We start from the raw sequence: 15465 nt of genomic DNA, 5'->3' as shown, positions 1-15465 counted from the left end.
ACGGGCCCCGCGTTTCCGCAGCTAGCGCAACGCGGGAATAGCTCCCGGCACCTGGCCGTCGCACCGTTTCCGCAGGTGGAGAGGCTATGGAGGCCGGTGCCCCCATGCCGCCGCCGCATGCTCCGCCAGCCCGCCGCGCAGCCGTTCCGGACTCAGCGCAACGGGCCTTCCGGCCCATGTCCCGGCCCGCCGCCTATCCCGCCAGCGGCCCCTCGCCCCTCGCGGCCCTGGCCCTGTCGATGCAGCCGGGCGTGAGGTCCAGCTCGCCGGGCGCCAGCTCCTCTATCCCGAACGCGTCCATGAGGGCGGAGGCGTCCTCCCCGAGGGCCATCCGCAGCACGCGCGCCGGCGTCAGGAACCCGAGCGCCCCCCTCGGCTCGGAGTTCACCTGCGACATGAGCAGCGCGCAGTCCGCCGCCGTCAGCCGGTCGAACCTGGCCCCGGCGCCCTTGGGCAGCAGCTTCCTGATCTCCACGTGGTTCTTCTCGCACGCGCCCTTCTGCTGGCTCTGCCGGGGGTCGCAGTAGAAGAGCCTGGTCTCGCCGTCCCGCTCGCCGATCAGCGCCGCGATGGCGCCCTCGTCGGCGAACTCGCTCCCGTTGTCGGTGAGCACGGCGCCGAAGGCGCGCCTCGCGCCGTCCTCGCCGAGGACCCCGCGCAGGGAGGAGAGCGCCGCCAGGACCGAGGCGCACGTGCCGTCCGGCAGCGGCAGGGCCAGCTGGAAGCGGCTCGGGCGGTGCAGGAGCGTGAGGAGCCTGGCGGAGTCGCCCCTGGGGCCCTCGACGGTGTCCATCTCCCAGGCCGCGGCGCAGGCGTCCTCGCCGAGCGCGAGGAACGACGCGTGCGACCTGCGCGACGAGTGGGACGTCGCCCTCTTCGGGGCCCGGCGCGACCTCGGCCTGTAGCCGACCTTGCGCCTGAGCTCCATGTTCGTCATGCCGTCGTAGCCGGCGTCCACCCACCTGTAGACGGTGGAGGCGCTGAGCCCGGGGGTCGTCGCCGCTATCTGCTGCGGGGAGAGCCCGCGCGCGAGCCCGTCCCTGATGGCCGCGAGCTTGGCGGCGGCGCCCTCCTCGGTCTCGTCGATCCCGGACCTGCTCGCCGAGAGCTCGGCGTCGGCCGCCTCCTGCGCCCTCCTGGCGCTGTAGAACACCCTGGGCCTCCTCGAGCAGCCGTAGCCCCTCCTGTGCGAGCAGCCGTTGCAGCACCTCGGCCACGCGGAGAGCCTGGGGCAGGCCCCCGAGAGGTCCGCGGGCGCGGGCTCGCCGTAGCGCGAGCGCGGCGCGGTGACGTAGCGGTGCGCCGCAACCTCCCTGGTCACGGTCGAGGGCGACCTGCCGAGCTCCGCGGCGATCTCGCGAGCGCTGCGGTTGCGGTCGAGCATCCTCTCGACCGTGTTCCTCTCGTGCCTCGTGAGCCTCCCGTACGACCTTCCGGACGGCTTGGGTCTGGACATGCCGGCCTCCCTCCATCGCGGGCCGGGGGATTCCGGCCCCTCTGGGGTTGCCTACCCGGATTCGCGCCTCAGGACTCAGCGCAACGCGTTGCGCTGAGTCCTGAGGCTGTTGCAATGAAAATGAGAATCAAGGCTGGAGCGTCATTCACGTTAAGACAATTATCCCAAACGGGATAATTCCATCATGATGTGCTATGATTATCCCGTTTGGGATAATCATAGGGGATTAGCATGCAAGACTGGAATGAGCGAACGATTTTTGACCCAGCTGAACTCGGTGCATATTTGCGTGAGCGCCGGAAGAAGCTCGGTTATACCCAACGCGATGTGGCTGATTTCAACCAGTGCAGTTTGCGCTTTGTGAGCGAGCTTGAGCGTGGAAAGGCGGGTGCCAATCTTCGCCAAACCCTTCAAATCGCTAACAGCTTGGGGGTCGATTTGATCCTGAGGGAGAGGGGCGACGGCTCATGGCATTAAAGGTTTATCGTGAGTATCGGGGAACGTTTGAGCTGGTCGGAGAATTTGAGAGGGCCGACCCCGTAAACGAGACGTTTGCATATGATGAGGGATATCTTGAACGCGACGATGCTGCCGCACTCTCAGCTTCTCTTCCCTTGCGACATGAGCCATATGCCAGCAATGAGTTTTCGGCCTTCTTTTCGGGCATGCTTCCCGAGGGCCCGGTTCGGCATGAGCTGTCGATGCGTTTTCAAATCCCCCAGTCAGACTATTTATCGATGCTCGAGCGTTTGGGCGATGAGTGCGTTGGTGCCTTGAGGTTTCTCGGCGATGAGAAATCGAGCTACGATCCGGGCTATCGTCCTCTGCAAGACGAGGATTTTGAGGCACTTTCTAAGGCGGAAGTGTTTGAGATTGCAAATGATATGCAGGATTCGAGGCTGTCGTTGGCGGGCGCTCAGTCTAAAACCGGTTGGTTTTTACCGCGCGGTAAAGATGCAAAAAAGGCCGGGTCGGGGGATTGGATGCTGCCGCTCGGCTCTGCCCCCTCGACTCACATAGTCAAGATTGCTTCAACTAAACATCCGGATTTGCCGTTCAACGAATTAATTTGCATGACGGCAGCGTCTGCTGCTGGGCTTGAAATTGCCCGTTCAGAAGCTTCGGATACGATTCCTGGTGCGTTCTTTTCCGAGCGTTATGACAGAATCTGGAGCAATGAGCCGCCGTCGATGAGCGGATTCGATGTGCCTCTGAGGCTGCATCAGGAGGATTTTTGCCAAGCGGTTGGCTGGCCTTCGTATATGAAATACGAGACACGTCCCGATAGCTGCTATATGGCTCTTTGCGGCCGATTGATAAGAGAGCAATCGTCTAACGTAATTGCTGATACTCAAATGTTCGCTCGTCAGGTAATGGTCGATTATGCGTTGGGGAATTGCGACTCGCATCTCAAGAACCATTCGTTTCTTTATAGTCCGAGTTGGCGGGAAAAGAGGTTGGCCCCTGCATACGATATTGTTTGCACGACGATAATGGGATACGACCATAATCTTGGGATTGATATTGGGGATCACCGGGTGATCGATGGGGTGACTCCTGAAGATTTCGAATTCATGTCTCAAGATTTGCATCTGCCACTCAAGATGATCAAGAACATCGCGGCGGAAGTGGCTGAAGAGGTGTCTGCCCAGCTTGCAGAACTTGCCTCTGCAACCGGAGATTTGGGTCGGGTCGCTCTGAAAATTCAGACGGATTCCGTTGAGAGAATGAGGGTTCTGGAGCAATTCTCAGCCTAAAGCAAAGCGGGGCCACCGTAATGGTGGTCCCGCTCTTGGAAGACTTGGGCACGTGGGCTTGCGCTCCGCGATGCGTTAGGCGTACGTTTGCTACTTCACGACCAAGATGTCGCAGTCGGTGTTGCGCAGCAGGAACGTCGAAATTGAACCCAGGAGTGCATACTTGATCGAGGACAGGCCACGAGCGCCGCAGAGCACCAGGTCGGGCTTCACCACGTCGAGCATCTCGTCTTTGAGCGTCTCGCGAATGCGGCCGGCGCGAATCATGACCTCGACCTCGGGAATGTCGGGATTGGCCTTGGCCTCTTCGAGCTGCTTGGCGATGGAGTTCTTAAATGCCTCCTCTAGGCCGTTGACCAGATCGACTGGATATGAACCGGCGCTCTCGAGTGCCGTGGAATCGATAACGTGGCCGATAATCAGCTTGGCGCCGTTGTTCGCGGCGACCTTGATGGCGCGTGCGAGCACAAAATCCTGCTGCTCAGTACCGTCGAGTGAAACAAATACCTTGGTGTAGCCCTCGTTCATGGTTTCCTCCTTGGTCTATCGCACGGGCGTGGGGCTCGTGCATCGGGCGGGCGCGGATGCGTGGCCGCCGGACACTTTATCTTGTTGCAGTTATACCCAAGGATTTGGGTTTGACCGCTCGCAATTCTGTGAACGGGCGAGTTTTTTGGTAAGGGTAGGCGCAGGCGCGCCGTCAACGGTTGATAATGGGACATCGCCCGCACCGTCCGCAGAACAATATCGGCGGGTGTCTAACGAGGGGGTCCCTTTGGATATCATCGAGCTTCTAAAATCTGCCTTCATGGGCCTGGTCGAGGGCATCACCGAATGGCTGCCTGTTTCGTCGACCGGTCACATGATCTTGGTGGACGAGTTCGTCAAGATGAACGTGAGCGAGACGTTCTGGAATATGTTTCTGGTCGTGATTCAGCTTGGCGCCATTTTGGCCGTCTGCGTCCTGTTCTTCTACGACCTTAATCCGTTTTCTCCCAGCAAGGGCAAGGAGGGCCGTCGTGACACCTGGGTGTTGTGGGGCAAGATTGTGCTTGGCTGCATTCCCGCCGCGGCGATCGGTCTGCCGCTTAACGACTGGATGGAGGAGCATTTCTATAATGCTCCCGTCGTGGCGCTGGCGCTCATTGTGTACGGCGTGCTGTTTATCGTGATCGAGAACTGGCGCGCGAACAAGCGCGACCAGGCCGCTCTTGCCGGTTCGTTTGGTTCGCGTGCCGTGGTGACGGGCGGACGCCCCGCTGGTGCGCATTTTGCCACGTCCACTGCGACTGCCGCTGCAGACGATGACGATAGCCTAGACTTTGGCTCCATCACTACGCTCGAGGACCTGAGCTGGAAGACCGCGCTGGGTATCGGTTGCTTCCAGGTGCTTTCGCTGATTCCGGGCACATCGCGCTCCGGCTCCACCATCATCGGCGGCCTGCTGCTTGGCTGCACACGCTCGGTGGCGTCTAAGTTCACGTTCTTCCTGGCCATTCCCGTCATGTTTGGCGCGAGCGCGCTCAAGCTGGTCAAGTACTTTATTAAGGGCGGTACTTTCGGCACCAACGAGATCGCCATCCTGGGCGTGGGCTGCATCGTGGCCTTTGTGGTTTCGCTTATCGCCATCAAGTGGCTTATGGGTTTCGTGCGCCGTCACGACTTCAAGTGCTTCGGCGTCTACCGCATCATCCTGGGCATCGTGGTTCTCGCGTACTTCTTTGTCCTGGAGCCGATGCTCGGCCTCTAACTTAGTTGACGCTGCGCGACGGCCAGGGCGACAACTTGTCATTCAAAGGGGGTGGCATGACCAAAAGGTCTATGCCGCCCTCTTTTCATGCCAATTTGTTCGCCCTGGCCGCCGCTCGCTACCGTGGCCATGACATCGGCGGTTCCGTGATTGTCAATAGATTGGTGCAAAGCAACCTGACCCCATTGCGCCAAATCCGCTGGGGCGGGTCTGACGGTGGCGCACGGAGTCGTGGTGTGATTTGCGTCGGTGTCCGCGCGGCTCGGTATACTGGTACGGCTCAAACTATGGCGCTGCCCGCAGGCGCGCCGTCCGTCAGATGAGGAGTCGCCCATGACCCAGCCCCTGCCCTGGGAAAAGAACGCCGCGGTACCCGTGCCGCCCGCGCCGGAACCCGTGCCGCTCGATGCATACACCGCCCCTGCAGCGCCGGAGCCCGAGCTCGTCCCGCTCGACATCTACGACGCTCCCGCGCCGGCGCCCAAGCCCGCCAAGCCGCTCGTCGACATTGACAGCCTTAATCCCGCCCAGCGCGAGGCGGTCCTGTCCACCGAGGGTCCGTTGCTGGTGCTCGCCGGCGCCGGCTCGGGCAAGACCCGCGTCTTGACCTTCCGCATCGCACATATGCTCGGCGACCTGGGTGTTAAGCCTTGGCAGGTTCTTGCCATCACGTTTACCAACAAGGCCGCGGCCGAGATGCGCGAGCGTCTGGCGGCGCTCATTCCCAGCGGTACCCGCGGCATGTGGGTGTGCACCTTCCATGCCATGTGCGTGCGCATGCTGCGCGAGGACGCCGACCTGCTGGGCTACACCGGCCAGTTCACCATCTACGATGACGATGACTCAAAGCGCATGGTGCGCGACATTATGCAGGCGCTCGGCATCGAGCAAAAGCAGTTCCCCATCAACATGATCCGCAGCAAGATCAGCTCGGCCAAAAACGCCATGATCGGCCCCGAGGACATGCTCAAGAGCGCCAATAGCCCCAACGATAAAAAGGCCGCACAGGTCTACTTGGAGCTGGAGCGTCGCTTGCGCGTCGCCAATGCGATGGACTTCGACGACCTGCTCGTGCGCGCGCTTGAGCTGCTGCGCACCCGCCCCGAGGTGCTCGATAAGTACCAAGAGCGCTTCCGCTACATTAGCGTCGACGAGTATCAGGACACCAACCACGTCCAGTACGAAATCGCCAACCTGCTGGCCGCCAAGTACCAAAACCTCATGGTCGTGGGCGACGATGACCAGTCCATTTACAGCTGGCGTGGCGCCGACATCACCAATATCCTGGACTTTGAGAAGGATTTTAAAAACTGCAAGACCGTCAAGCTGGAGCAGAACTATCGTTCCACGGGTCATATCCTGAACGCCGCCAACGCCGTGGTACGCCACAACTCGCAGCGCAAGGACAAGCGCCTGTTTACGGCCGAGGGCGATGGCGAGAAGATCCAGGCCTTCCAGGCGAGCGACGAGCGCGACGAGGGCCGCTGGATTGCCGGCGAGATCGAGAAGCTGCATGCCAAAGGCACGAGCTACGACGACATTGCCGTGTTCTATCGCACCAACGCCCAGTCGCGTATCCTCGAAGATATGTTCCTGCGCGCGGGCGTGCCCTACAAGATCGTGGGCGGCACGCGATTCTTCGACCGTGCCGAGATCCGTGATGTCATGGCCTACCTTAAGATGATCGTGAACCCGGCCGACGAGATGAGCGTCAAGCGCGTCATCAACACACCGCGCCGTGGCATCGGCTCCACCTCGATCCAAAAAATCGAGCAGCTGGCGCGCGACAACCGTTGCTCGTTCTTCCAGGCTTGCGAGATTGCGTGTGCCGAAACCGGCATGTTTAGCGCCAAGGTCCGCAATGGCCTGTCAAGCTTTGTGTCGCTGGTGCGCGAGGGCCGCCGCATGGACGGCGAGCTCAAGGACGTCGTCGAGATGATTGTCGATAAGACGGGTCTGCTGCAGGCGTTTCGCGCCGAGGGCACCATGGAGTCTGAGAGCCGTGCCGAGAACATCCAGGAATTCCTGGGCGTCGCTGCCGAATTTGAGGAGACGCACGAGGACATCGAGGGTACGCTCGAGAGTTTGGAAGAGCTGCGCGCAGCTGGTGTTGCCGACGTGCCTGCCGGCGCCGAGCCCGTCGTGGTGAGCGCGCCCGCGCCCGAACCGGGGCCATTTGCCCCGGCATCCTCGTTTGAGGCACTCGTCGGCGCGCGCGATGCCGCAGATTCCAATCCGCTCGATAGCCTAGCCGCCCCGGCGCTCTCGCCGCAGGATGCCCTGGCCGCCGCCATCGCGGGCAACGCGTATGCCGCGCCGACGGGGATGCCGGCGGGTGCCGTGCATGCCGACGAGATTGAGCGCACCTATGGTCCGCTCACCTGTAAGGCGCTACCGGCACTCATGGAGTGGCTGGCCCTGCGCTCCGACTTGGATTCCCTGGCCGGCGAGACGCATGCCATTACCATGATGACCATCCACTCCGCCAAGGGCCTGGAGTTCCCGGCGGTGTTCGTGGCCGGCATGGAGGAGGGCATCTTCCCGCACGTGCACGACTTTGGCGGCAGCGATGACCCGGGTAAGCTCGAGGAGGAGCGTCGCCTGGCCTACGTCGCCATCACGCGTGCCCGTAAGCGCCTGTTCCTGACCTATGCGGCCACGCGTCGCACCTACGGCTCGACCTCTGCCAACCCGCGCTCGCGCTTCCTCAACGAGATTCCGTTTGAGGATATCGAGTTTAGCGGTATCGGTTCTGCCGGTTTTGAAGGCACGGGTTGGGAGAAGCGCGGCGACCGTCACGGCACCTTTGGCTCGGGCATGGGTTCGGATATGTACGGCGGCAAGGTATTTGGTTCGCATACGCGCTCGACTGGCGGTTCCGGTTCGCGCGGCGGATCGAGCTTTGACGATTTCTGTGGCGGCAGCAGCTACGGGACCGAGCGCCATCGTGGGGTCTCGCCCGACGCCGGCCGTGTTGCATCGACCTTTGGCTCGGGCGCGCCGCGAGCCAAAAAGCCGTCGTCCAAGGTGTCCCCGACGGTGGAGCGCAAGGTCGATCGCGCCAGCGCATCGCAGGACTTTGCCGCGGGCGATACCGTGAGCCATAAGACCTTTGGCACGGGTACCGTGATCTCGGTCGCCGGAGACATGATCGAGGTCCAGTTCGAAAAGACCGGCCAGACCAAAAAGCTGATGAAGGGCTTTGCGCCGATCGTCAAGCTGTCGTGATTCCGGCGGACCTGGGCGGGCGTATAGGGCAACATCGCCTGCTCGGACAGTCCTGCGCAAGACGGAGAGCACATTAAGTGCTCTCCTTTGCGTGCGGAACTCGCGATCGATGTTGCCCTATACGCCCGCCCAGGTCCTTAGATAACGTTGCTTGCGAACGTCGCTCTGCTCGTTCGCTTTTTGATCTGGAGAGCCGGGTGGGCTGATAGATTAATAGATATGAGTAGGGGCTCCCCCGTTAAAGAACGGGGGAGCCCCTTGTTGCGTTTGGGTTGTTGGTGCGACCTAGAGGTGCGAGACGATCAGTTCCATCTTGCCTTCGAGTTCGATCTGGTCCACGGTGCTCGGAGCTAGCAGGTGGCTTCCCTTGTGGACGGGGTCGCCGCAGACGGTGCCTTCGCCGTCGATGACCGACAGGCACATGAAGGGCCAGCGCTGGTCGATGGTTTTGCTGCCGTCGACGCGCACGCGATCGACGGTGTAGCAGGGGTTGGACTCGAGCTCGGTTACGCCGTCCACCTCGGGCGCGGTCACCGTGCCGTCGGTCGGAGCCTGAGCATCAAAGTCGATGCAGTCGAGGCTCTGCTCAATGTGCAGCGGGCGCAGGTTGCCGTCGGTGCCGGGACGGTCGTAGTCGTACAGACGATACGTCACGTCGCTCGACTGCTGCGTCTCCAAAATGAGCGTGCCGGTCTTGATGGCGTGCACGGTACCGGAATCAATCTGGAAAAAGTCGCCCTTGTGAATCGGCAACACGTTGAGCATGTCGTCCCAACGTCCTTCCTCGATCATTTGTGCGGCCTCGGCGCGGTCCTTGGCACGCTGGCCGACGATGATCGTGGCGTCGGGCTCGCAGTCCAGCACATACCAACACTCGGTTTTGCCCAGGCTACCGTTCTCGTGCTCGGCAGCGTACTCGTCGTTGGGATGAATCTGGATCGAAAGGTCGTCCTTGGCGTCCAGAATCTTAATGAGCAGCGGGAACTCCTTGCCCTCGCAGTTGCCAAAGAGCTCGCGATGCTCGGCCCACAGCCACGACAGCGTGTGGCCGGCATACGGGCCCTCCGCAATGTGGCAGTCGCCGTTGGGGTGGGCCGAGATGGCCCAGCACTCACCGATGGGGCCATCGGGAATGTCGTAGCCAAATACGGTTCCGAGCTGGCGACCGCCCCAGATCTTCTCGTGGAAGATCGGCGTCAGCTTAATCAAATCGGACATGTTCATACCCCCATTGTGTTGCGCGGGCGCTGCACAAAACAGCTCAAAGCGAGCGCCCGGATGACTACAAAAACCTATGCCAACGTTACGTTGTGCAACTCAAAGCGGTCGCCAACGTTGCGCGAGACCGAATACTCAAAGGCGGTGCCGCTGTCCAAAAAGCCAATCTGGGTGAGCTCGAGCAGGGGAGAGCCAGGCTTGGTGTCCAAGCGCTCGGCTTCTTCCTCGGTTGCTGCCACGGCGCGAATGGTACGGTGGAAGCTCGAAATCTTCAGCCCACATTGCTCGCGGATGAAGTGGTAGACCGATCCGTACAGGTCCTTCTTTTTAAGGCCTGGAATCAGCTCGAGGGGCATGTAGGTGTACTCGATAACGATGGGCTTCCCATCGGCCTGACGCACGCGCACGATGTGATAGGCAAAGTCATCCTCGGCAATTCCCAGCTGGGCTGCGATGTCCGCTGGTGGATTAACAATCGAGAAATCGTAGACCACCGAGGTCACCTTCTCCCCGCGGTGCTCATACGAAAAGCCCTGGGCACGGTCGTTTTTGCCCTGGAAAAACGCCTGACCGGGAAGTCCCGCCGTGTCCTTAACGTAGGTACCCGATCCGCGTCGGCTGGTAATAAGACCTTCCTCGGTGATTTGCTCGATAGCTCGTTTGACGGTGATTTTGGAAACGCTATAGAGCTCGCAGAACTCAACGACGGTGGGAAGCTTGTCGCCCGGTTTAAGAGTGCCATCCTCGATGCTTCGACGAATATCTGCAGCTATCGCCTCGTATTTGGGAATCATTGAACCTCCTTTCCGACATATATCAATACGCAAGTAAGTATAACCCTTAACAAGGCACCCATATAACCTTTATCTAAGAAGCTCGAGAAAGAAAAAAGAAAAAGACGCTTTACTTTTAGAATTAGAGCGCTATAGTTTAAGCAACGAACGGAATCTTTCCGCAGAACAGGATCGACCGTTTGGGGACGGTTTTGTTTTGGCGGGTTGGATATCGGTATGACCGGTGCGCGCCCGCGCCGGATAACCTGCCAAAGCAAACCCGTCTCCAACCGGAAGCTCTAGAACACGAAAGCGAGGACTTTGATGGCACAGTATCAGCTGCCCAACGACTTCTTCTTTGGCGCTGCTATGTCCGGCCCGCAGACTGAGGGTCAGTGGAACCAGGGCGGCAAGCTCGAGAACCTGTGGGACACCTGGTCCATCCAGGATCTGGGTTCGTTCTACAACCGCGTTGGCTCTTACGCCGGCAATGACTTTATGGCCAAGTACCAGGAAGACCTTCGCATTTTGAAGGACTTGGGTCTGGATACCTATCGCACTTCCATCCAGTGGAGCCGTCTGCTCGATGCCGACGGCAACCTCAACGAGGAAGGTGCCGCGTGGTATCACGAGTTGTTCCGCGCCTCTCGCGAAGCCGGCTTGGAGCCGTTTGTCAACTTGTACCACTTTGACATGCCCACCTACCTCTTTAACCGTGGCGGCTGGGAGAGCCGTGAGGTTGTCGAGGCTTACGCACATTACGCCGACGTCGCCTTCCACGAGTTTGGCCAGGAGATTAAGTACTGGTTCACCTTTAACGAGCCCATCGTCGAGCCCGAGCAGCGCTATCAGGAGGGCGTGTGGTTCCCGCAGCTCCACGACTTCAACCGCGCCCGCACCGTGCAGTATCACATCTCGCTGGCGCACGCGCTGGCCGTGGCCAACTATCGTCGCGCCTATGACGAGGGCGCTACTCGCGCCGATGCCAAGATCGGCATGATCAACTGCTTTACCCCGGTCTACACCAAGGAGAACCCCAGCGAGGCGGACCTCGAGGCCGTGCGCATGACCAGCGGCATCAACAACCGCTGGTGGCTCGACCTCATCACCAAGGGCGAGCTTCCTGCCGACGTGCTCGACAGCCTGGCCGAGGGCGGCGTTAAGCTCCCGTTCCGCGCCGGCGACCAAGAGATCCTCAAGCAGGGTGTTGTCGACTGGCTCGGTTGCAACTACTACCACCCCACGCGCGTTCAGGCGCCGGCGAGCAAGGTCGACCAGTACGGCCTGCCGCACTTTGCCGACGAGTACGTATGGCCCGACGCCGTTATGAACGAGAGCCGCGGCTGGGAGATCTACCCGCAGGGCCTCTACGACTTTGGCATGGACTGCGCTAAGAACTACCCCGATCTTGAGTGGTTCGTTTCCGAGAACGGCATCGGCATCATGGACGAATACAAGAACCGTGACGCCGAAGGAACCATCCAGGATGACTACCGCGTCGACTTTGTACGTCAGCACCTGGAGTGGGTGGCCAAGGCCATCGACGAGGGCGCCAAGTGCCGCGGATACCATTATTGGGCCGTCATCGATAACTGGTCTTGGGCCAATGCCTTTAAGAATCGCTATGGCTTTGTCGAGGTCGATCTGATGGATGGCTATAAGCGCCGTCTTAAGAAGTCGGCGGCCTGGCTCAAACAGGTCGCCACGACCCACGTGGTTGATTAGCGACCGGACGAACGTCCAGACCGCGCGCCGCCGCGCGCAACACATGGCACATCTGGTGGCAGAGGGCGACAGACCACCGTGCGCATAGGAAAGGCCGGATTTGAAAGTTAGGAGCAATCATGGCCAGTGACAACGGAAAGAGCTTCCTCGACAAGTTTGCCGAGGTCTCTGCGAAGGTGGGAAACCAGGTTCACCTGCGTTCCCTGCGTGACGCCTTCGCGACCATCACGCCGCTCTATATCCTTGCGGGTATCGCGGTTCTTATTAACAACGTCGTGTTCCCTCTGTTCCCGCTCGATGCGGCGGGCCTTGCCAACCTTCAGACGTGGGGTTCGGCGATTACGCTGGGCACCCTCAACGTCTCTGCCATTATCTTGGCCGGATTGATTGGCTACAGCCTCGCTAAGAACAAGCGCTTCGATAATCCGCTTGCTTGCATGGTCGTCGCTATCTCTGCCTTCGTCATCATGATGCCGCAGCAGATCACCGCCACGCTTGCCGCCACGAGCCCACTGCTCACCGACAAGATCACCTCCGCCGAGGTCACGGGCGCCCTTTCGACTGCCAACACCGGCACCAACGGTCTGTTCTCGGCTATTATCATCGCCCTGCTTTCCGTCTCGCTCTTCATCAAGATTTCTGGCGTCGAGAAGCTCAAGGTTAAGCTGGGCGAGGGCGTGCCTCCCGCGGTCTCCAACTCCTTCAACGTCATGATTCCGATGCTGCTTAACCTCGCGGTCTTCGCTCTTGCCGCAGCCCTGCTCGCCGTGTGCGCCGGCACCGATCTGTGCACCATCATCTCCACGTGCATCTCCAACCCGCTCAAGAGCATCATGAACGCTGGTCCGTGGGCTGTTATCCTCATCTACACCCTTGCTAACCTGCTGTTCTGCGTCGGTATTCACCAGTCCACCATCTCTGGCGCTACCGTCGAGCCGATCCTGACCATGCTCATCGTCGACAACATGGCTACCTTTGCCGCCGGTGGCACCATCCAGCCCGATCACTACATGAACATGCAGATCGTTAACAGCTTCGCCCTCATCGGCGGCTCGGGCTGCACCCTCATGCTCCTGCTCGACACGCTCCTGTTCTCCAAAAACAAGGCTTCCGAGACCGTTTCCAAGATGGCTATCCTGCCTGGTCTGTTCAACATCAACGAGCCGGTTATCTACGGTTACCCCATCGTGTACAACCTGCCGCTCATGATCCCGTTTGTCCTCCTTCCCGACCTGTTCATCGGCATCACCTATGGCCTTACCTGCGCAGGCATCATCAGCCCCTGCATCGCCCAGGTGCCCTGGACCATGCCTCCCGTCATCAATGCCCTGCTCGCTACGGGCTTTGACTGGCGCGCCGGCGTGTGGCAGGCTCTCGAGATTGTCATTGGCATGGCCGTCTACCTGCCCTTTATGAAGATTTCCGAGAAGGCAATCGCCAAGCAGGAGGCTCTCGCCGAGTAGAACGCCTAACGTTCGTCCCTTTCACCTTTGCGGGCGCCGGTACGCGGTGCCGGTGCCCGCGGCTCTCTCCCTTGCGTAAAGATACAGGGGAGCGGGCACAATAGCCGCAAGGAATACAACCAGTTGTCGTCTGCGCGCCGCGCAGTTATAAGGAGGAAACCATGAAGAAGATCATGCTCTGCTGCAATGCCGGCATGTCCACGAGCCTGCTGGTCCAGAAGATGCAGGCCGAGGTTGCAAACCGTGGTCTGGATATTGAGGTCGAGGCTCGTCCCATGAACGAGGCCCACGATCACCTGGACGAGTGCGACATGTTGCTGCTTGGTCCGCAGATCGGCTACACCAAGGGCGATTTTGAGAAGGAGGCCGCCGGTCGTTTTCCGGTCGAGGTCATCAACATGGTCGACTACGGCCGCATGAACGCTGCCGGCATCATCGACCACTGCGTCAGCGTGATGGGCTAGGTGCTCCGCATGGAGGATATGAACGAACTGCAGATGACCTGCTTCGAGATCATCAGCTACGTCGGTACCGCCAAGAGCATGTACATCAATGCCGTGCAAAAGGCCAAGGAGGGCGATTTTGACGCCGCCGAGGAGCTTATCAAGCAGGGCGACGAGGCCTATAACGGTGGCCACGATGTTCACATGGGGCTTCTGAAGAAGGAGGCCAACGGCGAGCGTAACGGCGAGGCCCCGCTGATTCTGCTGCATGCCGAGGACCAGATGGCAGGCACCGAGACCATGCGCGTCATGGCGACGGAGCTCATCGAGGTCCACAAGCGGCTGCAGGCACTGAAGGCCTAGCCGGCGTTATCGCCGCGACGGACCGTGCAGTCCAACAGACAATACAGTCCCTTTCACGGGCGCCGGGAGCCTCCGCCTCTCGGCGCTTTTTGTTTTTGGCGAAGGCTTACGCGACCTGTTGGCTGGTGCCGCGCGTTTTCCCAGATAAAACCTGCCAAAACAAACCTGTCCCTTTTTGGTAGGTTTTTGCTTTGGGAGCGGTACCATACAGGCAATGTTTAAACGAGAAAGGTGGGCCCCCATGGAACCCAAGCAGTACTACATCGGCATCGACGTCGGCGGCACTTCGGTTAAGGAGGGCCTGTTCGATGAGGACGGCAATCTGCTGGCCAAGGCCAGCGTGCCCACGCCTCCCATCGTTGACGCTGCGGGCTTTGCCGCGGTGACCGAGGCTATCGACCAGGTGGTCGCTAAGGCGCAGATTCCGCGCGCCTTTGTGGCAGGCATTGGCCTGGCCGTTCCGTGCCCCATCCCGGCGTCGGGCGATGCCAAGGTCAAGGCCAACATTGCCATTAACCTGCCCGAGCTCAAGATCGCCATCCAGGAGCACTGCCCTGATGCGGTCGTTAAGTATGAGAACGATGCCAACGCCGCCGCCATGGGCGAGGCCTGGCTCGGTTCTGCCAAGGGCGTGCAGAACGTGGTGATGGTCACCATCGGTACCGGCGTGGGCGGCGGCGTTATCGTTAACGGCGACGTGGTATCGGGCGTTGTGGGTGCCGGCGGCGAGATTGGCCACATGTGCCTGAACCCGGCCGAGGAGCGCACCTGCGGCTGTGGCGGCCATGGCCACCTGGAGCAGTATTCCAGCGCCACCGGCGTGGTGAGCAATTACCTGGCCGAGTGCAAGAAGGCGGGCGTCGAGCCCATCGAGCTCACCGGCCCCTCCGATTCCAAGGACGTGTTCCAGGCCTGCCGCGAGGGCGACAAGCTCGCGCTGGCAGCTGCTGATACCATGGCTGACTACCTTGGCCGCGCCCTGGCGCTTATCGCCAACGTGGTCGACCCCGAGATGTTCCTGATCGGTGGCGGCGCGTCCGCTTCGGCCGATGTCTACCTCGATAAGGTTCGCGAGCACTTCCAGCGCTACGCGCTTTCCGCCTCGCGCGAGACGCCCATTAAGGTCGCTTCGCTCGGAAACGACGCCGGCATCATCGGTGCCGCCTACGTAGCCCTGCGCGCCGCCGGTAAATAGCTGGTGCAAGGGGGTCAGGTTACTTTGCACCAACATGGTGCAAAAGGGACAGCCTTGGCCCCCATACCTGCCACAAAATATGCCGTGGCCCTTC

Annotated in this window: 13 protein-coding genes; 9 read left to right on the top strand and 4 right to left on the bottom strand. The window is 60.5% G+C overall.

Annotated elements, in window-relative coordinates; translation table 11 throughout:
• Positions 1–193: 193 nt before the first annotated feature.
• Entirely contained in the window at positions 194–1456 is a 1263-nt protein-coding gene (locus OGM60_09060; protein UYI99024.1) for an IS30 family transposase, read from the bottom strand.
• Between the two features lie 231 nt (positions 1457–1687).
• On the opposite strand from OGM60_09060, the gene OGM60_09055 reads away from it, so the two are divergent.
• Both OGM60_09055 and OGM60_09050 read left to right on the top strand, forming a co-directional pair.
• Positions 1688–1933: a helix-turn-helix domain-containing protein gene (locus OGM60_09055; GenBank protein ID UYI99023.1), complete on the top strand. Its 246-nt coding sequence runs from the start codon at positions 1688–1690 to the stop codon at positions 1931–1933.
• The gene (locus OGM60_09050) at positions 1924–3213 is read left to right on the top strand and encodes a HipA domain-containing protein (protein ID UYI99022.1); all 1290 of its coding nucleotides are present in this window, start codon (positions 1924–1926) and stop codon (positions 3211–3213) included. The genes OGM60_09055 and OGM60_09050 overlap by 10 nt, the downstream gene beginning before the upstream one ends.
• A 90-nt stretch (positions 3214–3303) precedes the next feature.
• On the opposite strand, the gene OGM60_09045 is transcribed toward OGM60_09050, so the two are convergent.
• On the bottom strand, positions 3304–3741 hold the full coding sequence (locus OGM60_09045) for a universal stress protein (GenBank protein ID UYI99021.1): 438 nt from the start codon (positions 3739–3741) through the stop codon (positions 3304–3306).
• A 247-nt stretch (positions 3742–3988) separates the two neighbouring features.
• On the opposite strand from OGM60_09045, the gene OGM60_09040 reads away from it, so the two are divergent.
• Entirely contained in the window at positions 3989–4963 is a 975-nt protein-coding gene (locus OGM60_09040; protein ID UYI99020.1) for an undecaprenyl-diphosphate phosphatase, read from the top strand.
• Between the two features lie 333 nt (positions 4964–5296).
• On the top strand, positions 5297–8191 hold the full coding sequence (locus OGM60_09035; GenBank protein UYI99019.1) for a UvrD-helicase domain-containing protein: 2895 nt from the start codon (positions 5297–5299) through the stop codon (positions 8189–8191).
• A gap of 285 nt (positions 8192–8476) precedes the next feature.
• Here OGM60_09035 and OGM60_09030 read toward each other — a convergent pair whose 3' ends face one another.
• Together OGM60_09030 and OGM60_09025 are read right to left on the bottom strand one after the other, a co-directional pair.
• Positions 8477–9415, bottom strand: a complete 939-nt coding sequence (locus tag OGM60_09030) for a class I mannose-6-phosphate isomerase (protein UYI99018.1) — start codon at positions 9413–9415, stop codon at positions 8477–8479.
• 68 nt (positions 9416–9483) lie between these two features.
• Positions 9484–10203, bottom strand: coding sequence for a GntR family transcriptional regulator (locus tag OGM60_09025; protein ID UYI99017.1), 720 nt, complete (start codon positions 10201–10203; stop codon positions 9484–9486).
• Between the two features lie 303 nt (positions 10204–10506).
• Here OGM60_09025 and OGM60_09020 point away from each other — a divergent pair, with 303 nt between their 5' ends.
• The 5 genes from OGM60_09020 (at position 10507) to OGM60_09000 (ending at position 15371) form a co-directional block, all read left to right on the top strand.
• A complete protein-coding gene (locus OGM60_09020) occupies positions 10507–11907 on the top strand; it encodes a glycoside hydrolase family 1 protein (GenBank protein UYI99016.1) in 1401 nt (466 codons plus the stop codon).
• 119 nt (positions 11908–12026) lie between these two features.
• The gene (locus tag OGM60_09015) at positions 12027–13370 is read left to right on the top strand and encodes a PTS transporter subunit EIIC (protein ID UYI99015.1); all 1344 of its coding nucleotides are present in this window, start codon (positions 12027–12029) and stop codon (positions 13368–13370) included.
• Positions 13371–13531: 161 nt separating this feature from the next.
• Positions 13532–13834, top strand: a complete 303-nt coding sequence (locus OGM60_09010; protein UYI99014.1) for a PTS sugar transporter subunit IIB — start codon at positions 13532–13534, stop codon at positions 13832–13834.
• Positions 13835–13843: 9 nt separating this feature from the next.
• A complete protein-coding gene (locus OGM60_09005; protein UYI99013.1) occupies positions 13844–14176 on the top strand; it encodes a PTS lactose/cellobiose transporter subunit IIA in 333 nt (110 codons plus the stop codon).
• Positions 14177–14417: 241 nt separating this feature from the next.
• Positions 14418–15371 carry an ROK family protein gene (locus OGM60_09000; GenBank protein ID UYI99012.1) on the top strand — a complete coding sequence of 318 codons (954 nt, stop codon included), beginning with the start codon at positions 14418–14420 and terminating at the stop codon, positions 15369–15371.
• Positions 15372–15465: the final 94 nt, after the last annotated feature.

This window comes from Coriobacteriaceae bacterium, from assembly GCA_025757745.1.
Lineage (GTDB): Bacteria > Actinomycetota > Coriobacteriia > Coriobacteriales > Coriobacteriaceae > Collinsella.
This window is presented reverse-complemented; position numbering and strand designations above follow the sequence as displayed.

What these genes read in the sequence shown, in the direction of transcription:
- OGM60_09060 (UYI99024.1), bottom strand. Translation starts at nt 1,456, where the DNA reads ATGTCCAGACCCAAGCCGTCCGGAAGGTCGTACGGGAGGCTCACGAGG.
- OGM60_09055 (UYI99023.1), top strand. Translation starts at nt 1,688, where the DNA reads ATGCAAGACTGGAATGAGCGAACGATTTTTGACCCAGCTGAACTCGGT.
- OGM60_09050 (UYI99022.1), top strand. Translation starts at nt 1,924, where the DNA reads ATGGCATTAAAGGTTTATCGTGAGTATCGGGGAACGTTTGAGCTGGTC.
- OGM60_09045 (UYI99021.1), bottom strand. Translation starts at nt 3,741, where the DNA reads ATGAACGAGGGCTACACCAAGGTATTTGTTTCACTCGACGGTACTGAG.
- OGM60_09035 (UYI99019.1), top strand. Translation starts at nt 5,297, where the DNA reads ATGACCCAGCCCCTGCCCTGGGAAAAGAACGCCGCGGTACCCGTGCCG.
- OGM60_09030 (UYI99018.1), bottom strand. Translation starts at nt 9,415, where the DNA reads ATGAACATGTCCGATTTGATTAAGCTGACGCCGATCTTCCACGAGAAG.
- OGM60_09025 (UYI99017.1), bottom strand. Translation starts at nt 10,203, where the DNA reads ATGATTCCCAAATACGAGGCGATAGCTGCAGATATTCGTCGAAGCATC.
- OGM60_09020 (UYI99016.1), top strand. Translation starts at nt 10,507, where the DNA reads ATGGCACAGTATCAGCTGCCCAACGACTTCTTCTTTGGCGCTGCTATG.
- OGM60_09015 (UYI99015.1), top strand. Translation starts at nt 12,027, where the DNA reads ATGGCCAGTGACAACGGAAAGAGCTTCCTCGACAAGTTTGCCGAGGTC.
- OGM60_09010 (UYI99014.1), top strand. Translation starts at nt 13,532, where the DNA reads ATGAAGAAGATCATGCTCTGCTGCAATGCCGGCATGTCCACGAGCCTG.
- OGM60_09005 (UYI99013.1), top strand. Translation starts at nt 13,844, where the DNA reads ATGGAGGATATGAACGAACTGCAGATGACCTGCTTCGAGATCATCAGC.
- OGM60_09000 (UYI99012.1), top strand. Translation starts at nt 14,418, where the DNA reads ATGGAACCCAAGCAGTACTACATCGGCATCGACGTCGGCGGCACTTCG.